General features: G+C 60.2%; 17 protein-coding genes. 9 read left to right on the top strand and 8 right to left on the bottom strand.

The annotated features are described in order from the left end of the window. Positions 1-30 precede the first annotated feature (30 nt). On the top strand, positions 31-312 hold the full coding sequence (locus J5J09_RS19650) for a GNAT family N-acetyltransferase (protein ID WP_208553924.1): 282 nt from the start codon (positions 31-33) through the stop codon (positions 310-312). Between the two features lie 75 nt (positions 313-387). Here the strand turns inward: J5J09_RS19650 and J5J09_RS19645 are convergent, their stop codons facing one another. Then, positions 388-738 (bottom strand): flagellar export protein FliJ, encoded by a 351-nt coding sequence (locus tag J5J09_RS19645; RefSeq protein WP_208553923.1) that lies wholly within the window; start codon positions 736-738, stop codon positions 388-390. 444 nt (positions 739-1,182) lie between these two features. Here J5J09_RS19645 and ctrA point away from each other — a divergent pair, with 444 nt between their 5' ends. Next, the gene (ctrA, locus tag J5J09_RS19640; protein ID WP_099058674.1) at positions 1,183-1,884 is read left to right on the top strand and encodes a cell cycle two-component system response regulator CtrA; all 702 of its coding nucleotides are present in this window, start codon (positions 1,183-1,185) and stop codon (positions 1,882-1,884) included. A 105-nt stretch (positions 1,885-1,989) separates the two neighbouring features. Here the strand turns inward: ctrA and J5J09_RS19635 are convergent, their stop codons facing one another. Then, positions 1,990-2,352 (bottom strand): response regulator, encoded by a 363-nt coding sequence (locus J5J09_RS19635; RefSeq protein ID WP_208553922.1) that lies wholly within the window; start codon positions 2,350-2,352, stop codon positions 1,990-1,992. A 123-nt stretch (positions 2,353-2,475) separates the two neighbouring features. Further along, positions 2,476-3,120 (bottom strand): histidine phosphotransferase family protein, encoded by a 645-nt coding sequence (locus J5J09_RS19630; protein ID WP_208553921.1) that lies wholly within the window; start codon positions 3,118-3,120, stop codon positions 2,476-2,478. A 243-nt stretch (positions 3,121-3,363) separates the two neighbouring features. On the opposite strand from J5J09_RS19630, the gene J5J09_RS19625 reads away from it, so the two are divergent. Together J5J09_RS19625 and J5J09_RS19620 are read left to right on the top strand one after the other, a co-directional pair. Next, the gene (locus tag J5J09_RS19625; protein WP_246746052.1) at positions 3,364-3,897 is read left to right on the top strand and encodes an EipA family protein; all 534 of its coding nucleotides are present in this window, start codon (positions 3,364-3,366) and stop codon (positions 3,895-3,897) included. Between the two features lie 92 nt (positions 3,898-3,989). Then, entirely contained in the window at positions 3,990-5,180 is a 1,191-nt protein-coding gene (locus J5J09_RS19620) for a hypothetical protein (RefSeq protein ID WP_208553919.1), read from the top strand. A 4-nt stretch (positions 5,181-5,184) separates the two neighbouring features. Here J5J09_RS19620 and J5J09_RS19615 read toward each other — a convergent pair whose 3' ends face one another. Continuing rightward, positions 5,185-6,015: an RNA methyltransferase gene (locus tag J5J09_RS19615; RefSeq protein ID WP_208553918.1), complete on the bottom strand. Its 831-nt coding sequence runs from the start codon at positions 6,013-6,015 to the stop codon at positions 5,185-5,187. A gap of 8 nt (positions 6,016-6,023) precedes the next feature. After that, positions 6,024-6,413: a hypothetical protein gene (locus J5J09_RS19610; RefSeq protein WP_208553917.1), complete on the bottom strand. Its 390-nt coding sequence runs from the start codon at positions 6,411-6,413 to the stop codon at positions 6,024-6,026. A 173-nt stretch (positions 6,414-6,586) separates the two neighbouring features. On the opposite strand from J5J09_RS19610, the gene J5J09_RS19605 reads away from it, so the two are divergent. Both J5J09_RS19605 and rpoH read left to right on the top strand, forming a co-directional pair. Continuing rightward, positions 6,587-7,612, top strand: a complete 1,026-nt coding sequence (locus J5J09_RS19605; RefSeq protein WP_208553916.1) for an RluA family pseudouridine synthase — start codon at positions 6,587-6,589, stop codon at positions 7,610-7,612. 337 nt (positions 7,613-7,949) lie between these two features. Then, positions 7,950-8,852: an RNA polymerase sigma factor RpoH gene (rpoH, locus tag J5J09_RS19600; protein WP_208553915.1), complete on the top strand. Its 903-nt coding sequence runs from the start codon at positions 7,950-7,952 to the stop codon at positions 8,850-8,852. Positions 8,853-8,911: 59 nt separating this feature from the next. On the opposite strand, the gene J5J09_RS19595 is transcribed toward rpoH, so the two are convergent. Both J5J09_RS19595 and J5J09_RS19590 read right to left on the bottom strand, forming a co-directional pair. Next, entirely contained in the window at positions 8,912-11,221 is a 2,310-nt protein-coding gene (locus tag J5J09_RS19595) for a hypothetical protein (RefSeq protein ID WP_208553914.1), read from the bottom strand. Between the two features lie 61 nt (positions 11,222-11,282). Then, positions 11,283-12,581, bottom strand: coding sequence for an adenylosuccinate synthase (locus J5J09_RS19590; protein WP_208553913.1), 1,299 nt, complete (start codon positions 12,579-12,581; stop codon positions 11,283-11,285). A 196-nt stretch (positions 12,582-12,777) separates the two neighbouring features. Between J5J09_RS19590 and J5J09_RS19585 the strand changes: the two genes are divergently transcribed. Beyond that, on the top strand, positions 12,778-13,668 hold the full coding sequence (locus J5J09_RS19585) for a DMT family transporter (RefSeq protein WP_208553912.1): 891 nt from the start codon (positions 12,778-12,780) through the stop codon (positions 13,666-13,668). Between the two features lie 126 nt (positions 13,669-13,794). After that, the gene (locus J5J09_RS19580; RefSeq protein WP_208553911.1) at positions 13,795-14,592 is read left to right on the top strand and encodes a creatininase family protein; all 798 of its coding nucleotides are present in this window, start codon (positions 13,795-13,797) and stop codon (positions 14,590-14,592) included. Here J5J09_RS19580 and J5J09_RS19575 read toward each other — a convergent pair. After that, positions 14,580-15,575: a LysR family transcriptional regulator gene (locus J5J09_RS19575; RefSeq protein WP_208553910.1), complete on the bottom strand. Its 996-nt coding sequence runs from the start codon at positions 15,573-15,575 to the stop codon at positions 14,580-14,582. The two genes, J5J09_RS19580 and J5J09_RS19575, sit on opposite strands and share 13 nt — an antisense overlap. A 181-nt stretch (positions 15,576-15,756) precedes the next feature. On the opposite strand from J5J09_RS19575, the gene J5J09_RS19570 reads away from it, so the two are divergent. After that, entirely contained in the window at positions 15,757-16,773 is a 1,017-nt protein-coding gene (locus J5J09_RS19570) for an ABC transporter substrate-binding protein (RefSeq protein WP_246746022.1), read from the top strand. Positions 16,774-16,845 lie beyond the last annotated feature (72 nt).

Below are 16,845 nucleotides of genomic sequence, written 5' to 3'. Positions count from 1 at the left end.
AAGAGACCAAGGTCAAATTGAGAGGATACGATGACGATCACGCACCAGGAAGGCCACAGCGGTGGCGCCTACACCATGATAGTTGGCGATGAGACGGCGAAACTTACCTATTCCAGGGCTTCCCCGAGCCTGATCATCGTCGACCACACCGAGGTTCCGGATGCGATGCGCGGACAGGGGATCGGTCAGAAGCTGGCGGCCCACGCGGTCGAGGCCGCCCGACTTGGCGGCTGGAAGATCGTGCCGCTATGTCCATTCTTCCGAAGCCAGGTGGAGCGGCATCCCGAATGGCGCGACGTCATTTCAGCGTAACGCGCAAACATGAAGAGGGAAGCCGCGCCTCTTGCAGCGCAGCTTCCCTCTTCATTCCGCTCTAGCCTTTCCCGGTCAGGCGCGTGCGCGCTGCTGACCGTCCCGCTCCTCCAGAGCGGTTGCCTTCGCATATTCCGCTTCGGCCTCTTCCAGCGCCAGTTCCGCAGCTTCCTGCTGAACCTTCAGTTCCCGGATCGAGTTCTGGAGATTATCGGCACGCTGCCGGGCAGCCTTTGCGAAGGTTGGATAGGCAAAATGACCGGGATCGGAAATGCCCGACTTCTTCTCCTCGATGGAGATCTGGCTTTCCAGTTCCTTCGACATCCGATCGAATTCAGACATCATCAATTGCAATTGCTGCAACTGGCGACGTTTCTCGGTGACCTGAAAACCTTTCAGGCGCACTAGGCTCTCACGCGACTTCATACGCAATACTCCGTTGATGCGAGACCCCCGCCAACTCGTTTACTGCCCGCCGAGACGCTGTCGTTTGCGAATCGAATCCTAAAAAAGTTCGGCGACGTTAATAAAAAGCTACCGCTGGTAACCTTTCGTTTACGGGCATCGTTAATGATAACGGTGATCTTTTAAGGGTCAGTAAATGCCGCATCCCAAAAAGGGTGCCTCGACAATGACGAGTCGAATGAATCGGTTAGCGGGAGTTTCTCACAAACTGATTCAAACTTGGCGATGCCGGAAAGACGCGAAAAATCAGGAGTCTGCAAACCTTGCTTAATAAATTCCGTACACCTTGCCAGAGGGAATCAGAATTTGTTAACCATTTGGTGGCAGCCTTCAAATCAGGCAACGACTGGATCCGAAGCGCGTGGGGACCATCTCGACCTTTCGGCGGCGGTTAAGGGGATAATTATGCGGGTTCTTCTCATTGAGGACGACAGCGCCACGGCGCAGAGCATCGAACTGATGCTCAAATCGGAAAGCTTTAACGTCTACACCACCGACTTGGGTGAAGAAGGTGTCGACCTCGGCAAACTGTACGACTACGACATCATCCTGCTCGACCTGAACCTGCCCGACATGTCCGGCTACGAAGTGCTTCGTACGCTGCGTCTGTCCAAGGTTAAGACGCCCATCCTGATCCTTTCGGGCATGGCAGGCATCGAGGACAAGGTACGCGGTCTTGGCTTCGGCGCCGATGACTACATGACCAAACCCTTCCACAAGGACGAGCTCGTCGCCCGCATTCACGCGATCGTCCGCCGCTCCAAGGGCCACGCACAATCGATCATCATCACCGGTGAACTCATTGTGAACCTCGATGCGAAGACGGTTGAAGTCGGGGGCCAGCGCGTTCACCTGACTGGTAAGGAATACCAGATGCTGGAGCTTCTCTCGCTCCGCAAGGGTACCACGCTTACCAAGGAAATGTTCCTGAACCACCTCTATGGCGGTATGGACGAGCCTGAATTGAAGATCATCGACGTCTTCATCTGCAAGCTGCGGAAGAAACTTGCCAACGCTGCCGGCGGCGCCAACTACATCGAAACCGTCTGGGGTCGTGGCTATGTGCTGCGCGAGCCGGATGGCTCGGAGTACATGGAAACCGCTTGAGCCTTGCTCGATAGACCATCAAAAAACCTGCCTCGCGGCAGGTTTTTTTGTGTTCAGCGCTCGAATGGATGGAAAGGCCGCTGCGCCGCGACCAGCTCAGGATTGTCAGGCGGCGATGGCCTTGTCGGTGAATATCTTCGTGAGGATCTTGCGATCGAAAGGCTTCAGCAGGAACTCGTTGGCCCCCGCCCGCTTGCCCAGCATCATCGTCTTGAGGTCGGCCTCGATCACGCAGTAATAGATCGTCACGCTCTTGCCGTCCGGCAGGGCGCGGATATTCGTGATCAGATCAAGCGCGCCTTCAAGCCCTGCATCGACGATCAGAAAGTTCGGGAGTTCTCGTTCGCAAAGGCGCAACGCTTCGCGCGCCGTCGCAGCTTCGGAAATGAGAAAGCCGATTTCCGACAGGATTCTCTTGCCGACCTTGCGGACGATGTCCGAACTGTCCGCGATCATCAAACGCTGCATGGAAAACTCCTCTCGTCCACCAAGTCGGGGGCGACCAGAGAGACAATCTAACGTGGTGCGGCTAAGAAACGGTTACCGTGGACCGTCCCGTTTCGGGAAGTTCGCCTAACGGGACCAGGCGTGTCAGGCCGCCATTTCTGCAATGAAGGCGATTTGCTCGTCGGACGAGACATACTTGATCTCCATCCCGCATTCTTCCGCCAGCAATACCGTGTAGTAGGGCTGTATAGAGTGGGCGTCGATCGCTTCCTCGGCACGGCCTGAAAGGATTTCCGCAAACTTTTGCGGCACACGCATCAGGCGCCCCTTCACCGCGATCGTGAACCTGGCGTCGTATTCCGGGTTCTCGAGCGTAATCTCCATCTCGCCGCCGCGCGGAATGGCGCTGTATGCCACGAGGAAGAGGTTGAGCAGCAACTTCACCCGGTTCTTGGCGATGATGGCGCGGGGTCCATTCCAGGAAATCTGTGCCTTCTTCTCGGCCTCGACGAAATCGCGCGCCGCCTTTTCTGCCTCGCCCGTATCGATCGAGGCGCCGACTGAACCGGACGCGCCGAAGGCCAGCCGCGCAAACTTCAACCGGACCGACGCATTGAGCGCGCTTGCCCGAATCAATTCCATTGCATCGGCATCAGCACCGCCCTCGTCGAGCAGCTCGAGACCGTTGTTGATCGCTCCAACAGGCGAGATGACGTCATGGCATACCCGGCTGCACAGAAGCGCTGCGAGGTCAGGACCGGCAAGCGTGAGAATAGGGTTCTTTGGCATCGGGTTCTCCTAAGAAGCGGAATCGCCGCACGCAAGGCGGAGCGGCACACGGTGGCCGCTCGGACATCCGATTCCTCTGCGGCCATAATGACACCATATTTGGTAAACCGATTGTTAAGACCCTCGACGCAAAATGCGCCAAGGGTAACGGGTTCCGCCCGAGCATGCACAATTACGGAGGAAACGATGAGCCCCGCCAGACGTCCTGTGACCGCATTCGTGCGGGCGATCGCGCTGACCGTCATGACCATCGCGCTGTCACTCGGCGCAACGCGTCCCGCTTCGGCCGACAGTAGCCAGTATACCATGCAGGAGATCGTTGATGCCGGTCACGGCTTCTTCGGCTCGACCAGTGGCGCTTTGGCCAAGGTAATCGAGCAGGCCTTCGGCCAGTATGGCCTGCCGAATGGCTATATTCTCGGACAAGAGGGCTCCGGCGCCTTCATCGCCGGCCTAACCTATGGCGAAGGCAATCTCTACACCAAGAACGCCGGCCAGCACGAAGTCTTCTGGCAAGGCCCGTCGCTCGGCATAGACTATGGCGGCAACGGCACTCGCGCTATGATGCTGGTCTACAACCTGCCGAGCGTTGACAGCCTCTATACCAGGTTCGGCGGCGTCAGCGGCTCCGCTTACGTCGTCGCCGGCGTCGGGATGACAGCGCTGAAGAACGGCAACGTCGTTCTCGTTCCGATCCGCACCGGTATCGGCGCGCGCCTTGGCGTCAACGTTGGTTATCTGAAGCTCACCCAGGCGCCGACTTGGAACCCATTCTGAACGATTTGCGCGTCGAACGCGCAAACCTTGTTCCGCGCAAGCCTCGTGGTTAATGATGCGTGTCGCAACGGCTCGCTGAGGAACCACGAAACGTGATTGAATACGCTCTCTTGTTTGGTCTGGGTGTCCTGACGACGGCCCTTATCGTCATGCTGGTCGCGCCGGCCGTGCACCGCCGCATCGTCCGCTTCACCGAAAATCGCCTGCGCGCGACCGTGCCGTTGAGTCCGCAGGAAATCCGGGCGCAGAAGGATATGGCGCGTGCGGTCTATGCGGCCGAAAACGCCAAGACGATGCAGGAGCTGGTCCGCGAGCGCGAAAAGGCAATGGCCCTTCAGGTTCAGAACGACGAACTGGCCAAGGAAGCGAGCCGGCTTCTTGCCGATCATGAGGAGATGCGGATTTCGCTCGAAGAGATGGAGGTCACGGCGGGACAGCTACGCTCGGACGCCCGTCGCTATGAAAACGATGCCCTGAGCCTGTCGGAAATGGTCCGCCGACTGGAGGAGGCCTCGGCTGCGAAGGATATCGAGATCGAGCAGATGCTTGGCCGCCTCCAAAAGCTCGCCTACGAGATCGATACCCTCAAGATAGAAAGCGCCGCACGCGAAGCGGAGATCGAAAACCTCAAACAGCGCGTCCAGTCGCTGCGCGACGAGCGGGAAGACCTTCGTCGCGAAGCAAAACTTGCCGGCCAGCGTGCGAAGGAAGCCGAACAACGGCTGATCCAGGAAGAGCACACGCGGTTGCGCATCGACGACCGGCTCACCCGGCAGATCGCCGAAAACGCCGACAAGGATGCCCAGCTGGAGCGCCGCGCCAACGAACTCTCGAGCATGCGTGAGAAGCTCAAAGCCGCCAACGCTGCGGCACGCGCGGCCACCCGAGCGCTGCGAAGCGCGAAGATCCTTATTCCCACGGCTGCTGAGGGTGATTTCAGCGATCCTCCGGAGGAACCGCGCATCGATATTGCCAGCCGCCGCCAGCCCCCTGCCGCGCCAACCATCGATCTTGACCGGATGGCCGAAGAACTGACCTTGCGCCAGGAGGCGCTGACGGACCGGCTGCTGAAGTCGAAGGGCTCGGAAAATGATGATGCGTTACGCGAGGAAATTTCCGATCTCGCCGCCCGTATGATCGTTCTGACATCGCTGAAGGAAGGCCGCACCTCGCCAATCGCCGACATCCTTCCCGGAGGTGCAAGTTTGAAAGACAGTGGCAAGCGCACCAATCTTGGGGAACGAGCCCGGGTGCTCAGAAATGGGATTGAGGAGAAACGCTGACGCGTTAGATCTGTCCCAGCTTGGCGGCGATCGTATAGAGAGCGATCCCGCTCGACGTTCCGACGTTGAGACTGTCCAGCGACGGCGACTGTGAGATGCGCGCCGTGCGGAAGCGGGACAGAATTCTCTCCGGCAACCCCTCCCCTTCTGTTCCAAGCACCAGCGCGATCCGTTGCGATCGCTCTATCTGCCTGATCTCCACCTGCCCGGAGGGAGAAAGGGCCCATATGTCAAAACCGCCATCGGCCAAGGCATCAAGAGTGGCCTCGGCCGTTCCCCCACGACAATAAGGGACCGACAGCACCGATCCCACAGACACCCTGAGGGCCTTGCGATAGAGCGGATCGCAGCAGGTTTCGTCGAGCAGCACACCTTCAGCGCCGAAAGCGGCGGCATTGCGAAAGATTGCGCCGATATTGTCATGGTTGGAGATGCCGCAGGCTGCCACGATCAATGATGACGCGGAAAGGCCGGCAATGAACTCGGTGACGCTCGGCACGGCCCCGCGCGATCCGACGGCCAGAACCCCCCGATGCAGATGGAAACCGGCAACGGCATCCAGCACTTCCGGTTCTGCCACATAGACCGGAATGTCCTCCGGAAATGCGGCGATCAGGTCTTCAAGCCCGCCGACACGACTACGAAGCAGAAGCAGCTTTTCCGCTCGCACGCCCGAACCCGCCGAATGGGCGCGCGCCAGTACGCGCAGGACGACCGTGCCCTCGGCGATGAAACGGCCTTGGCGCCCCGTCAGGTCGCGTTCCCGGATGTCCCGGAACTCCGCGATCCTCGGGTCGTCGGGGCTCTCGATCGTCACGAGCCTGCGTTCGAGCATTGTGGCTCTCAGTTGCCGGTCACGGTCACGTCGGCAATGATACGGCCGACGGTGAGGTCGAAGACAAGGGCTTTCCGGATGCCGTCAGCCGTGGTGCCGTAAAAGAGGATCTGGCTGCCGGACAGATCGGCTGAGAGGACGGTAAAGCCGGCCGGCAACAGGGCAGCCGCAGCAATCGGCTGGTCCGAGGGGATTGCCAGGCCCTGAGTGGCGACCTGCGACCGAGGTTCGTCGGACTGGGTCACCTTGTAGACGATGGCGGCCAGTACGGCGAGGAACATCAGAAACATGATGCCACCCGAAACGAGCTGCAGCTTCACCATCTTGCGGCGAACGTTTTCCATCGCCGGATCAAGCGGCTTTTCGTCTTCCTGCTCTTCGGGCTCGTAATTCGCCATGGCGTTCGTCGCTGCTCCTGTGACTCGTGATCTTTTTGCTTTTTCTCGCGAACAAGGCGTTGTGCGAAGAAAAACGGTCATCCGGCGCGTCTTGCGATTGTCGAAGGCGGCCGTCTGTGCCAATTGCACCGCAGCCCTGCCCTCACCGGCAACGTCGCACACGGGATGACGGAATGAACGACCCCTTTAAAGAAGGCGAGACCACAAGGAAAGCCCTGATCGCCGACGAGACGGCGGAAGGCCGGGTCGATGCGTGGATCGCGGCCGAACTGGGCGGAGAGATGTCTCGCAATCGCGTCAAGGCGCTGATCGAGCAGGGCGCGGTCTTCATCAACGGAACGGCCATCACCGAACCCAATAAGAAGGTACGGCCGGGCGACCGCGTCGAGTTGCTCATGCCCGAACCGCAGGATCCGGAACCGAAGGGCGAAAACATACCGATCGAGGTGCTTTACGAGGACTCCGATCTGATCGTTGTCGTCAAGCCACCCGGTCTGGTCGTCCATCCAGCCGCCGGCAACTGGACGGGCACGCTCGTGAACGCCCTGATCTACCATTGCGGCGACAGCCTCTCAGGCATTGGCGGCGTGAAGCGTCCGGGAATCGTCCACCGTCTCGACAAGGACACGTCCGGCGTCATGGTCGTTGCAAAGAACGATGCCGCGCATCGTCATCTTGCCGACCAGTTCGCTGACCATGGCCGCACCGGTCCGCTGGAGCGTGCCTACCTTGCCGTCGTCTGGGGCAGACCGCGCGCGTTGCAGGGAACGATAGACGCGCCTCTGGGACGCGCCGGTGATCGTACCAAACGGGCCGTCAAGCGCGAAGACAGCATCGATGCTCGCGAGGCGATCACGCATTACGAGGTGCTTGAACGTTTCGGCGAAAAGCCTGATGCAACCTGCCTCGCCTCGTTGGTGGAGTGCCGCTTGGAGACGGGTCGGACGCACCAGATCCGCGTCCACATGGCTCACATAGGCCATCCCGTCGTCGGCGACCCGGATTATGGCGCGGCGTTCAAGACCAAGGCCAACCTGCTGCCCGAGCCGGCAAAGCGCCTCGTCAACCGCTTTCACCGTCAGGCCCTGCATGCCTACCTCCTCGTCTTCGAACACCCCTCCACCGGGGAGATCATGAGCTTTGAAGCGCCTCTGCCGGCAGACATGCAGGCGATTGTCGAGGCCCTGCGGAACAGTTGAACGGTGGCCTGCGCTCGATTGTGCGGTATAATACGGTTGAAGCGGGAACGAGCTGCTATTTTTCGCGTTTTTGGAACAGTGTGTTGAAATGTGTCGGGGAAGTAATTCCCGGCGTTCCAGCGTATAAGACGTTCATCAACGAACGTTGACCCTGTCAAACGAGGTCGCGTTCGCCCGCGAAGCTTACCGATTTGTAATGCTGTTACATGCTGGTGATCGCTTGAATCACCAATATGCCGCACTTATCTCTCAATCGGGTTTCTGTGGGGTTTTGGAAATCCACGGAGATCACGCTCGCCCCGAGATGGAGGGGAGCCACCAGAAAAGGGGGTGCTCTATGGCCCGCAGTTCATTGCCTACCATTACCGCCGGCGAAGGCGGTTTGAACCGTTATCTCGACGAAATCCGCAAGTTCCCGATGCTGGAGCCGCAGCAGGAATACATGCTCGCCAAGCGTTATCAGGAACATGGGGATCGTGACGCCGCTCATCAACTGGTGACCAGCCATTTGCGCCTCGTGGCGAAGATCGCCATGGGTTATCGCGGTTATGGGCTGCCTATCGGCGAAGTCGTTTCCGAAGGCAATGTCGGCCTGATGCAGGCCGTCAAGAAGTTCGATCCCGAGCGGGGCTTCCGCCTGGCGACCTATGCGATGTGGTGGATCAAGGCCTCTATCCAGGAATACATCCTCCGCTCGTGGTCTCTCGTCAAAATGGGCACCACCGCCAACCAAAAGCGTCTGTTCTTCAATCTGCGTCGCATGAAGGGTAAGATTCAGGCGATCGAGGAAGGCGACCTGCGGCCCGACCAGGTGACCGAGATCGCCACCAAGCTCAAGGTTTCCGAGGAAGAAGTCATCTCGATGAACCGCCGCCTCTCCGGCGATGCCTCCCTGAATGCGCCCATTCGTGCAACGGAAGGTGAGTCCGGCCAGTGGCAGGATTGGCTCGTCGACGACCACGAAAGCCAGGAAGACACTCTGATCGAGCAGGACGAGCTTGAGACGCGCCGCCGCATGCTGGCGAAGGCCATGGGCGTTTTGAACGACCGTGAACGGCGGATTTTCGAGGCTCGGCGTCTGGCGGATGAGCCGGTGACGCTGGAAGAACTATCGGCCGAGTTCGACATCAGCCGCGAACGCGTCCGCCAGATCGAGGTCCGTGCCTTCGAGAAGGTACAGGACGCGGTGCAGAAGGAAGCCCGCGAACGGGCACAGGCACTCCGGCTGGTCGACGCCTGAGCCAGATTGCCTCTGCTAACAGCGCCAGCAGGTGCCACGAGAAATCAAACGGCGGCTCATCAGCCGCCGTTTGTCGTTCCAAGCGCCGCCCACTCCTTGATGACGTTCTCAAAAGCGGCCGCCCCGGTCGCACCCTTGTCGATCGTCAGGAGCGCACGACGGCCGTTGCGATAGGTGACCGGTATGTCGATCCAATTGCGGGTGCGCAGCAGCTCGAGATTGCGCGCCACGACATCCTGAAAGTCGTTCAGTGCGATCAGGAAGGTATCGTCGGTGATCTTGGCGGCGACCGCCACCAGCGGATCGCCCCGATCCTGCTCAGTGCGTTTCATGGCAACGCGTTGAACGTCTTCGATCGCACCACCCTCAAAGGTAGGCGGGACTGAAAAGACGACCTCGATGAGATGGCTGGCAGGCAAGGAGCTGTCGGTATTGAGCTTGAAGGTGATGAGCGCACTCAAGCCGTTTTCCGGCACGATAAGCTTGCCCTGTACGGCCGGTTCCGGTTTGCCGGACGGGCCGATCTCGCGCGAAACGCTCCACTCGATCCGCCCGTTGACCGCCGTCGGTGTCGCTTGACCGATGCGCTCTTCATACACGATCGCCCGTTCGCCCGCAGCTGTGGAGGCTCCGGCTTCGACAGGAGGCACTGCTGGAGGGGTGTTTGTCGCCCCGGCCGGAGCCTGTGCTGCCGGCGTGTCGGCAGCGGCAAGCGTCTGCTCAGAAACGGAACGGCCTTCCTCGCCGGTGCCGACGCTGCCGTCTCCCTCATCCACCTCGGTCCCGTTGGCAAGAAGCCGCTGGGTGAATTTACGGCCGGCGACTTCGCCTTCGGCGGGCGCCTGTGCCTGCGGAGCCTCGGTACCGGTCGCCGTGTCGACCGGCGTGGGCGGCGTCTGGCCCTCGGTCGTCGCAACGTCCCCGGCCTCATCGCCGGTACCATTCGATGCCGAGCTCACAAGCCCGGTCACGAATTCGCCCATCGCATCTTTGTTCATCCACACCGCATACCCGCCGCCAGCGATGACCACGAGACCGGCCAGTCCCAAAAGCAATGGTACGAGACTTCGTTTGCGGGTTGGCGGAGCCTTGTAAGCCTTAGCCTCGGTAGCCGCCATCAACTCGTCGAAATCACCGTCGGTTGCGGCGCGCGACGCGGCCGGTTTGCCCGTCGTCGGCTCCAACTCGAGTTCATCGAGAGCCTCCGTCATGCGTGACGACGTCGCCGCGGTACCGGCCGTGACAGCCGCAGGCGTCAGCCAGTCCGCGAAATCATCGACCGGTAATGGCTCGCCCTTGTTCACAGAACTTGTCGTTGCCGGCGGCTCCCAGTCGAGAAGATCGAGACCGGCGGTCGGCATCTCCACGGCGCGTGGAGGCTCCGCAGACTGCGGGACCACCTCGGCCTGTTCTTGCTCTTGGACGTCTTCGCCCACTTGCGCAGGATGAAGTTCGTACGGATCGTAGGGAGCCGGAGCTACGGGCTCCTCGGATGGCCGCTCCGCCGCCTCGACAGCCGCGGCACGCGAAGCTTCGAGCGACCGTTCCCATTCATCGAAAGGGGAGCTCTCGGACGCCGCCACGACCGGTGTCGGCTCCTCGCTCACCGGTTCCTCTTCAGGCAAGTCCTCTGGCTCTTCCGCCTGCTGGCTCTCGGCAGGGCTCTCAGTCCATGCCGCAGGTTCGCTGACTGGCCAGTTGTCCGCCTCTCCGGCGGAGACAGGCTCCATCGCCTCGACTTCGAGAGGCTCGGACGGTTCCGGATGGATCTCGGTCTGCGGCTGCCATCCGTAAACCACGGACGTGTCTTCAGGCTCGGCAGGTTCGACCGTTAGGACCGGCTCGTCGTCCTGCTCCGAATAGGGTATCTCGCCCGCGACAGGCTCCGGCTCCCCTGCCGACCGCTCGTCAACTGAACCGTTCCGATCCCCGTCAGACTCAACCTCGCCATAGCTCTCGGGCCGCTCGATCGTCTGTTCGTGCTGGTAGGGATGGGCATTGTATTCCGAAGGACGCTGCTCCTCGGCAGGAGCGTCCCAGGACGGAGCCGGCTCGACCGCGTCAGAAGCAGCTGCCGGAGGATCATAGGCTTCCGCCTCTGAAGGTTCATCGGCATACGCGAGCGCTTCGACCCCATCGTCTTCGACCGCCGGAAGCGCCTCGGCATATTCCGAATCCACCTCGATGATGGCGGCTTCCAGCTTGTCGAGCTGACGCTTCAGCATCTCCTCGGAGGGACGCGGGTTCATCGTCTCGAGCTGACGGCGGACAGCGGCGCGCGCCTTGTCGTAGACCTTGGTGCGCATCTCCGGCGTATTGTTCGGCAGTCCGGTCACCGCGCGACGAATTACTGCGATAAAATCTGCCATCAGTACTTTCTCATGGTCACCGGTCCACCGGTGATTAACATTTCCTTAAAGGTCGCCAACATTAGTCCTCAAAGGGATCGGTCACAAGTATCGTGTCGTCCCGCTCCGGGCTTGTGGACAAAAGCGCGACAGGAGCGCCGATGAGTTCCTCGACCTGGCGCACATACTTGATTGCCTGAGCAGGCAAATCCGCCCATTTGCGGGCACCAACGGTCGATTCCTTCCATCCTTCGAGCGTCACATAGATCGGCTCGACACGCGCCTGCGCCGCTTGGGCTGCCGGCAGATAGTCGATTTCCTGACCGTCCAGCTTGTAGCCGACGCAAATCTTCAGCTCTTCAAGACCGTCAAGAACGTCGAGTTTGGTGAGCGCGATACCGGTGATTCCGTTGGTGGCAACCGACTGGCGCACCAGCGCTGCGTCAAACCAGCCGCAGCGACGCTTGCGACCCGTCACCGTACCGAATTCATGGCCCTTTTCACCGAGGAACTGACCGATCTCGTCATGCAGCTCCGTCGGGAACGGACCTTCGCCGACGCGCGTGGTGTAGGCCTTTGTGATGCCGAGGATATAGCCAAGCGAACCCGGACCCATGCCAGAACCGGCAGCGGCCTGACCGGCAACCGTGTTCGACGATGTGACGAAAGGATAGGTACCGTGGTCGATGTCGAGCAGCGAGCCTTGCGCGCCTTCAAAAAGGATGCGCGAACCCTTGCGACGCTCCTTGTCGAGCATGTTCCAGACCGAATCCATGAACGGCAGGACACGCTCGGCGATGGAGGTGAGTTCCTGCATAATCGTCTTGTGCTCGACCTCGGCAGCGCCGAAGCCGCGACGCAGAGCGTTGTGGTGGGTGAGAATGCGCTCGACCTTGCCTTCGAGCGCATCGAGGTCGGCAAGATCCATGACGCGAATGGCACGGCGACCGACCTTGTCCTCGTAGGCTGGGCCGATGCCGCGACGGGTGGTTCCAATCTTCGTACCGCTGTTGGAAGCGGCATCCTCACGCATGCCGTCGAGCTCGCGGTGGAGCGACAGAATGAGCGTGGCATTTTCCGCGATTCGCAGATTGGCCGGCGTCACTTCGACACCCTGATCCTTCAACCTGCCGATTTCGGCGATAAGTGCATGCGGATCGACAACGACACCGTTGCCGATGACGGCCATCTTGCCGGGGCGCACGACGCCGGACGGAAGAAGCGAGAGCTTGTAGCTGACGCCGTCGATGACGAGCGTATGACCGGCGTTGTGGCCGCCCTGGAAACGGACGACGATATCGGCACGCTCCGACAGCCAGTCGACGATCTTGCCCTTGCCTTCGTCGCCCCACTGCGAACCGATCACCACGACATTGGTCATTTCATAATCCTGTCAATCGCGCATGCCTGCGCCCTATGCAAACCGGCGCATCTATACTGCGTTGTTTTGCGGAAAGCGACCCGTTTGTCGCTGCAGATTCGGCTTTTTGCGTGACAATTCCATGCCCCTGGCCTATTCCGTCGCACACGTCTCGACCGCATTCCGGTCAACGTCAATACCGGTAAGGTGGTGGAACTTGTCCGCGAAAGCATATTTGTATCTGGTCGTGACGACGTTCCTGTGGGGCGGCAACACCGCCTTCGGGAAAATGGCGGTCGGCCATGTTAGCCCCATGATGCTGAACCTGTCGCGCTGGGGCATCGCCTTCATGCTGATCACCGCGATATCCGTTCCGCAGTTGCGCAGGGACTGGCCGGAGATCCGGCGTAACTGGCTGCTTCTGCTCGCTTACGGCGCCATCGGCTATACTGCCTTCAATGGCTTCCTCTACTCCGCTCTCAAATATACGAGTGCCGTCAACGGCGCGATCGAGCAGGGCGGGATCCCGGTTCTGATTTTCATCATCAACTTCATTTTCTTCCGGATCCCGGTGTCAGCAATCCAGATACTGGGCTTCCTGATCAGTTTCGTCGGCGTTGCCTTGACCGCCAGCCATGGCGATCTGGCCACGCTTCTGACGCTGACGCTGAACTACGGCGACGCCCTCCTTCTGCTGGCAGTACTCGCCTACTCCCTTTACACGGTAGCCTTGCGTTGGCGGCCGCAGATCCACTGGCGCAGCCTGATGGCAGGCTCCGCGTTCGGCGCGACGCTCGCAGCACTTCCCCTCGTCTTTTGGGAGGCCGAAACCGGCAACCTCATACTGCCAGACACGCTGGGGCTGGCGATCATAGCCTACGCCGCCTTGCTGCCGTCGCTCGTCTCGCAAATTCTCTATGTCAAAGGTGTCGAGGTCATAGGCGCCAACCGGGCTGGCCTCTTCGTCAACCTGGTGCCGGTATTCGGCACGCTTTTGTCCATTCTGGTCGTCGGCGAGAGCCTGCAGCTCTTCCACGTTGTCGCCATGGTGCTCGTGCTCGGCGGCATTGCAATCGCCGAATGGGGAAAGCCGAAAGAAAAGACGTGATGTGCTGACATCGATACGGTGGCCGCGTCCGCTACCGAAAAGGCAGCACGCTGCCCGCAAATTGATGCTTTTCGACGCCAGCCGGATTTCCTAAGCCATAGCTGAAGCCAAACCGAGGAAGCCGCTATGTCCAAGCCATTCTACTGGAACGAACTCAATACCTCGGACTTCGCGGGACTCTCGGTCGATAAGACGATAGCGGTATTGCCGATCGCATCGACGGAACAGCATGGCCCGCACCTTCCGATAGCGACCGACGTGGCGATAGCCAACGGCATGATCGCCGAACTCCGTAACCAGCTCCCCGCCGACCTCGACATTCTCGTGCTGCCAACCCAGGAAATCGGCAAGGCGAATGAACATATCTATGGTCCTGGCACACTCTCCTTCGGCCCCGAAATCCTGATCCCCGCCTGGACGGCGATCGGCACCAAGGTGGCGGAAGCTGGCGTGAAAAAACTCGTGATCGTCAATTCCCACGGCGGCAATGTCGATATCATGAGCATCGTGGCACGCGAACTGCGCGTCCGTCACCAGATGGTGGTCGTCTCAACCCAATGGGGTCGCTTCGGCAATCCCGTCGGCATGATCTCCGAACACGAGAACCGCTACGGCATTCACGGCGGCGAAGTCGAGACCTCGCTGATGCTCTACTTCCGTCCGGACCTGGTGCGAATGGACAAGGCGCAGAACTTCGTCTCCAAGGCTGAAGAGATCCGGGCCGGATCGAAATACCTGACACCACTCCCGCCGCATTCGCTCGCCTGGATCGCGCACGACCTCAATCCGCACGGCGTCGTTGGAAATGCGGCGGCGGGAACCGCGGCGAAGGGCGAAGCGATTTGCAAACATCAAGTCGCCGGGTTCGTGGACCTGTTGCGCGATGTCGAAGCCTACCCTCTGTCCAACCTCTACAAGCCCTGATCGGCGTCGGAGAGGACGGGAGCCGACGTTCCGCCCATTGGCGCCGCAGATGCCGGCAGATGCCCCTTGGCCTGCAATTCGCGCACCAGCGCCACGAGTTCCTGCATCAGATATTCGGCAAAGACGCTGGTTGCGGCATCGAGCGGCGCCCGCGCCCGGGCAAAGAGCTTCATCGGCTGGTGCCGCGTGTGCGGATCGGCAATCGGCCGGAACACCAGTTCTCCGCTGCGGCACTCGGCGCTCACATCAAGCGGGTTCAGCAGGCTGAGGGCCGTGCCCCGCTTGACGAGCTGCTTGAGCATCAAAGACGAATTCGTCTCCAGCAGGGGCTCCACTGGGATTGGGAGCGGCGCAAGCGCCAGATTGATGACATTGCGAAGGCTAGTCCCCGGCTGGGCAAGCACCAGCGGCTCCTGCACCACACTGACCAGATCTACGGGCCCCGCCTCTTGCGCAAGAGGGTGAGACGGAGGCAAAACGACACCGATCGGGATATCGAAATTTGCCAGAGTGCGGATCCCGGGCGTCGCCGGAATGTTGAAGCCGAGGCCGAGATCGACCTCCCCCGTGAGCACCGGATTGATAGTGGATGTATTGCCGTCATCCCTCAGCAGAATGCGCACGCGCGGGTTCTTCTCTATGAAGCCGGCGAGGATGACAGGCAGGGGGCCGGCGGCGAGCCCGGTCGTCACGACGATAGACACTTTCCCGGCCTGCGGCATCTTGAGGCTGCGGATACGGCTCTCGAGCCTTTCGTAGTTCTTCAGCACATCGCGGATGTGCTCCACGCATAACTCGCCGGCCGCCGTCAACCGTAGTCCGCGCGGCAGGCGTTCGAAAATAGGCGCTCCAAACTCCTCCTCGATGGCCAGGATCTGGCGGTTGACCGCAGACGAGGCGACATTCAACCGGGCGGCGGCTTTGCGGATCGATCCGCACCGGGCGATCTCGTCGATATAGAGCAGTTTTCTCGAATGCAGCATGGCCACCATTGCCTATTTTTTTATCATCCCGCACAATCAGGAAACAAAGGCGCAAGCGATGCCGCAAAGGCATCAATGCGCGCGAATTTTGATGCTTTTCATCGCGCATGGCAACCGCTCAAATGAGCGTAGAAGAACACGTCTCACGATGCCGCAAGGTTTAACAGGGGAACTCAAAACCATGACCAATGCACGGATATTCAAGTCTTTTGTCGCCGCGCTCAGCCTGACCGGCGCGGCAGCGGTCTCCATGCCCGCCTATGCCCTCGACGAGGTAACATATGGCACCAACTGGCTCGCGCAGGCAGAACATGGCGGCTTCTACCAGGCCGTCGCCGACGGCACCTATGAAAAGTACGGCTTGAAGGTCACCATCGTTCAGGGTGGACCGCAGGCTGCCAACCGCTCGCTTCTAATCGCCGGCAAGGTCGATTTCTACATGGGCAGCCCGCTCGGCGAGATGGATGCCGTAAAGGAAGGCATCCCGTTGATCGATGTCGCGGCGATCTTCCAGAAGGACCCGCAGGTCCTGCTCGCCCACCCCGATCAGGGCATCGAGACCTTCGCCGATCTCGCCAAGCTCGAGTCCATCTTCATGGGCAAGGACGGCTACGTTACCTACTTCGAGTGGATGAAGAAGAACTTCGAAGGCTTCACCGACGCACAGTACAAGCCCTACACCTTCAACCCCGCGCCCTTCATTGCCGATCCCAAGTCCGCGCAGCAGGGCTACCTGACCTCCGAACCCTATGAAATTGAGAAGCAGGCCGGCTGGGCGCCAAAGGTCTTCCTTCTCGCCGACAACGGCTACAATCCGTATTCGACGATGATCACGACGACCGCCACGATGGTCGAGACAAAGTCCGACGTTGTTCAGCGTTTCGTCGATGCCTCGATCGAGGGTTGGTACAACTACCTCTATGGTGACAACAAGGCGGCCAACGACCTCATCAAAAAGGACAATCCCGAGATGACCGACGGCCAGATCGAGTATTCGATCGCCAAGATGAAGGAGTACGGCATCGTCGAATCGGCCGAGGCGCTCGACAAGGGCATCGGCTGCATGACCGACGACAAGTACAAGGCCTTCTTCGATGCCATGGTCCAGATCGGTGTGCAGCCGGCCGACCTCGATTACAAGAAGGCCTATACCACGCAATACGTGTGCAAGGGCGTTGGCCTCGCATTGAAGAAGTAAGTCGGGAACTGTCCTCCGCGTTGCACGGCATCAGCGGAGGGCAACCCATCAGATGGAATGCAAGGCCGGTAA

Source organism: Ciceribacter sp. L1K22, assembly GCF_017599385.1.
Taxonomy (GTDB): Bacteria; Pseudomonadota; Alphaproteobacteria; order Rhizobiales; family Rhizobiaceae; genus Allorhizobium.
The sequence above is the reverse complement of the archived record's forward strand: the minus strand, read 5'-3'. Positions and strand labels throughout refer to the sequence as shown.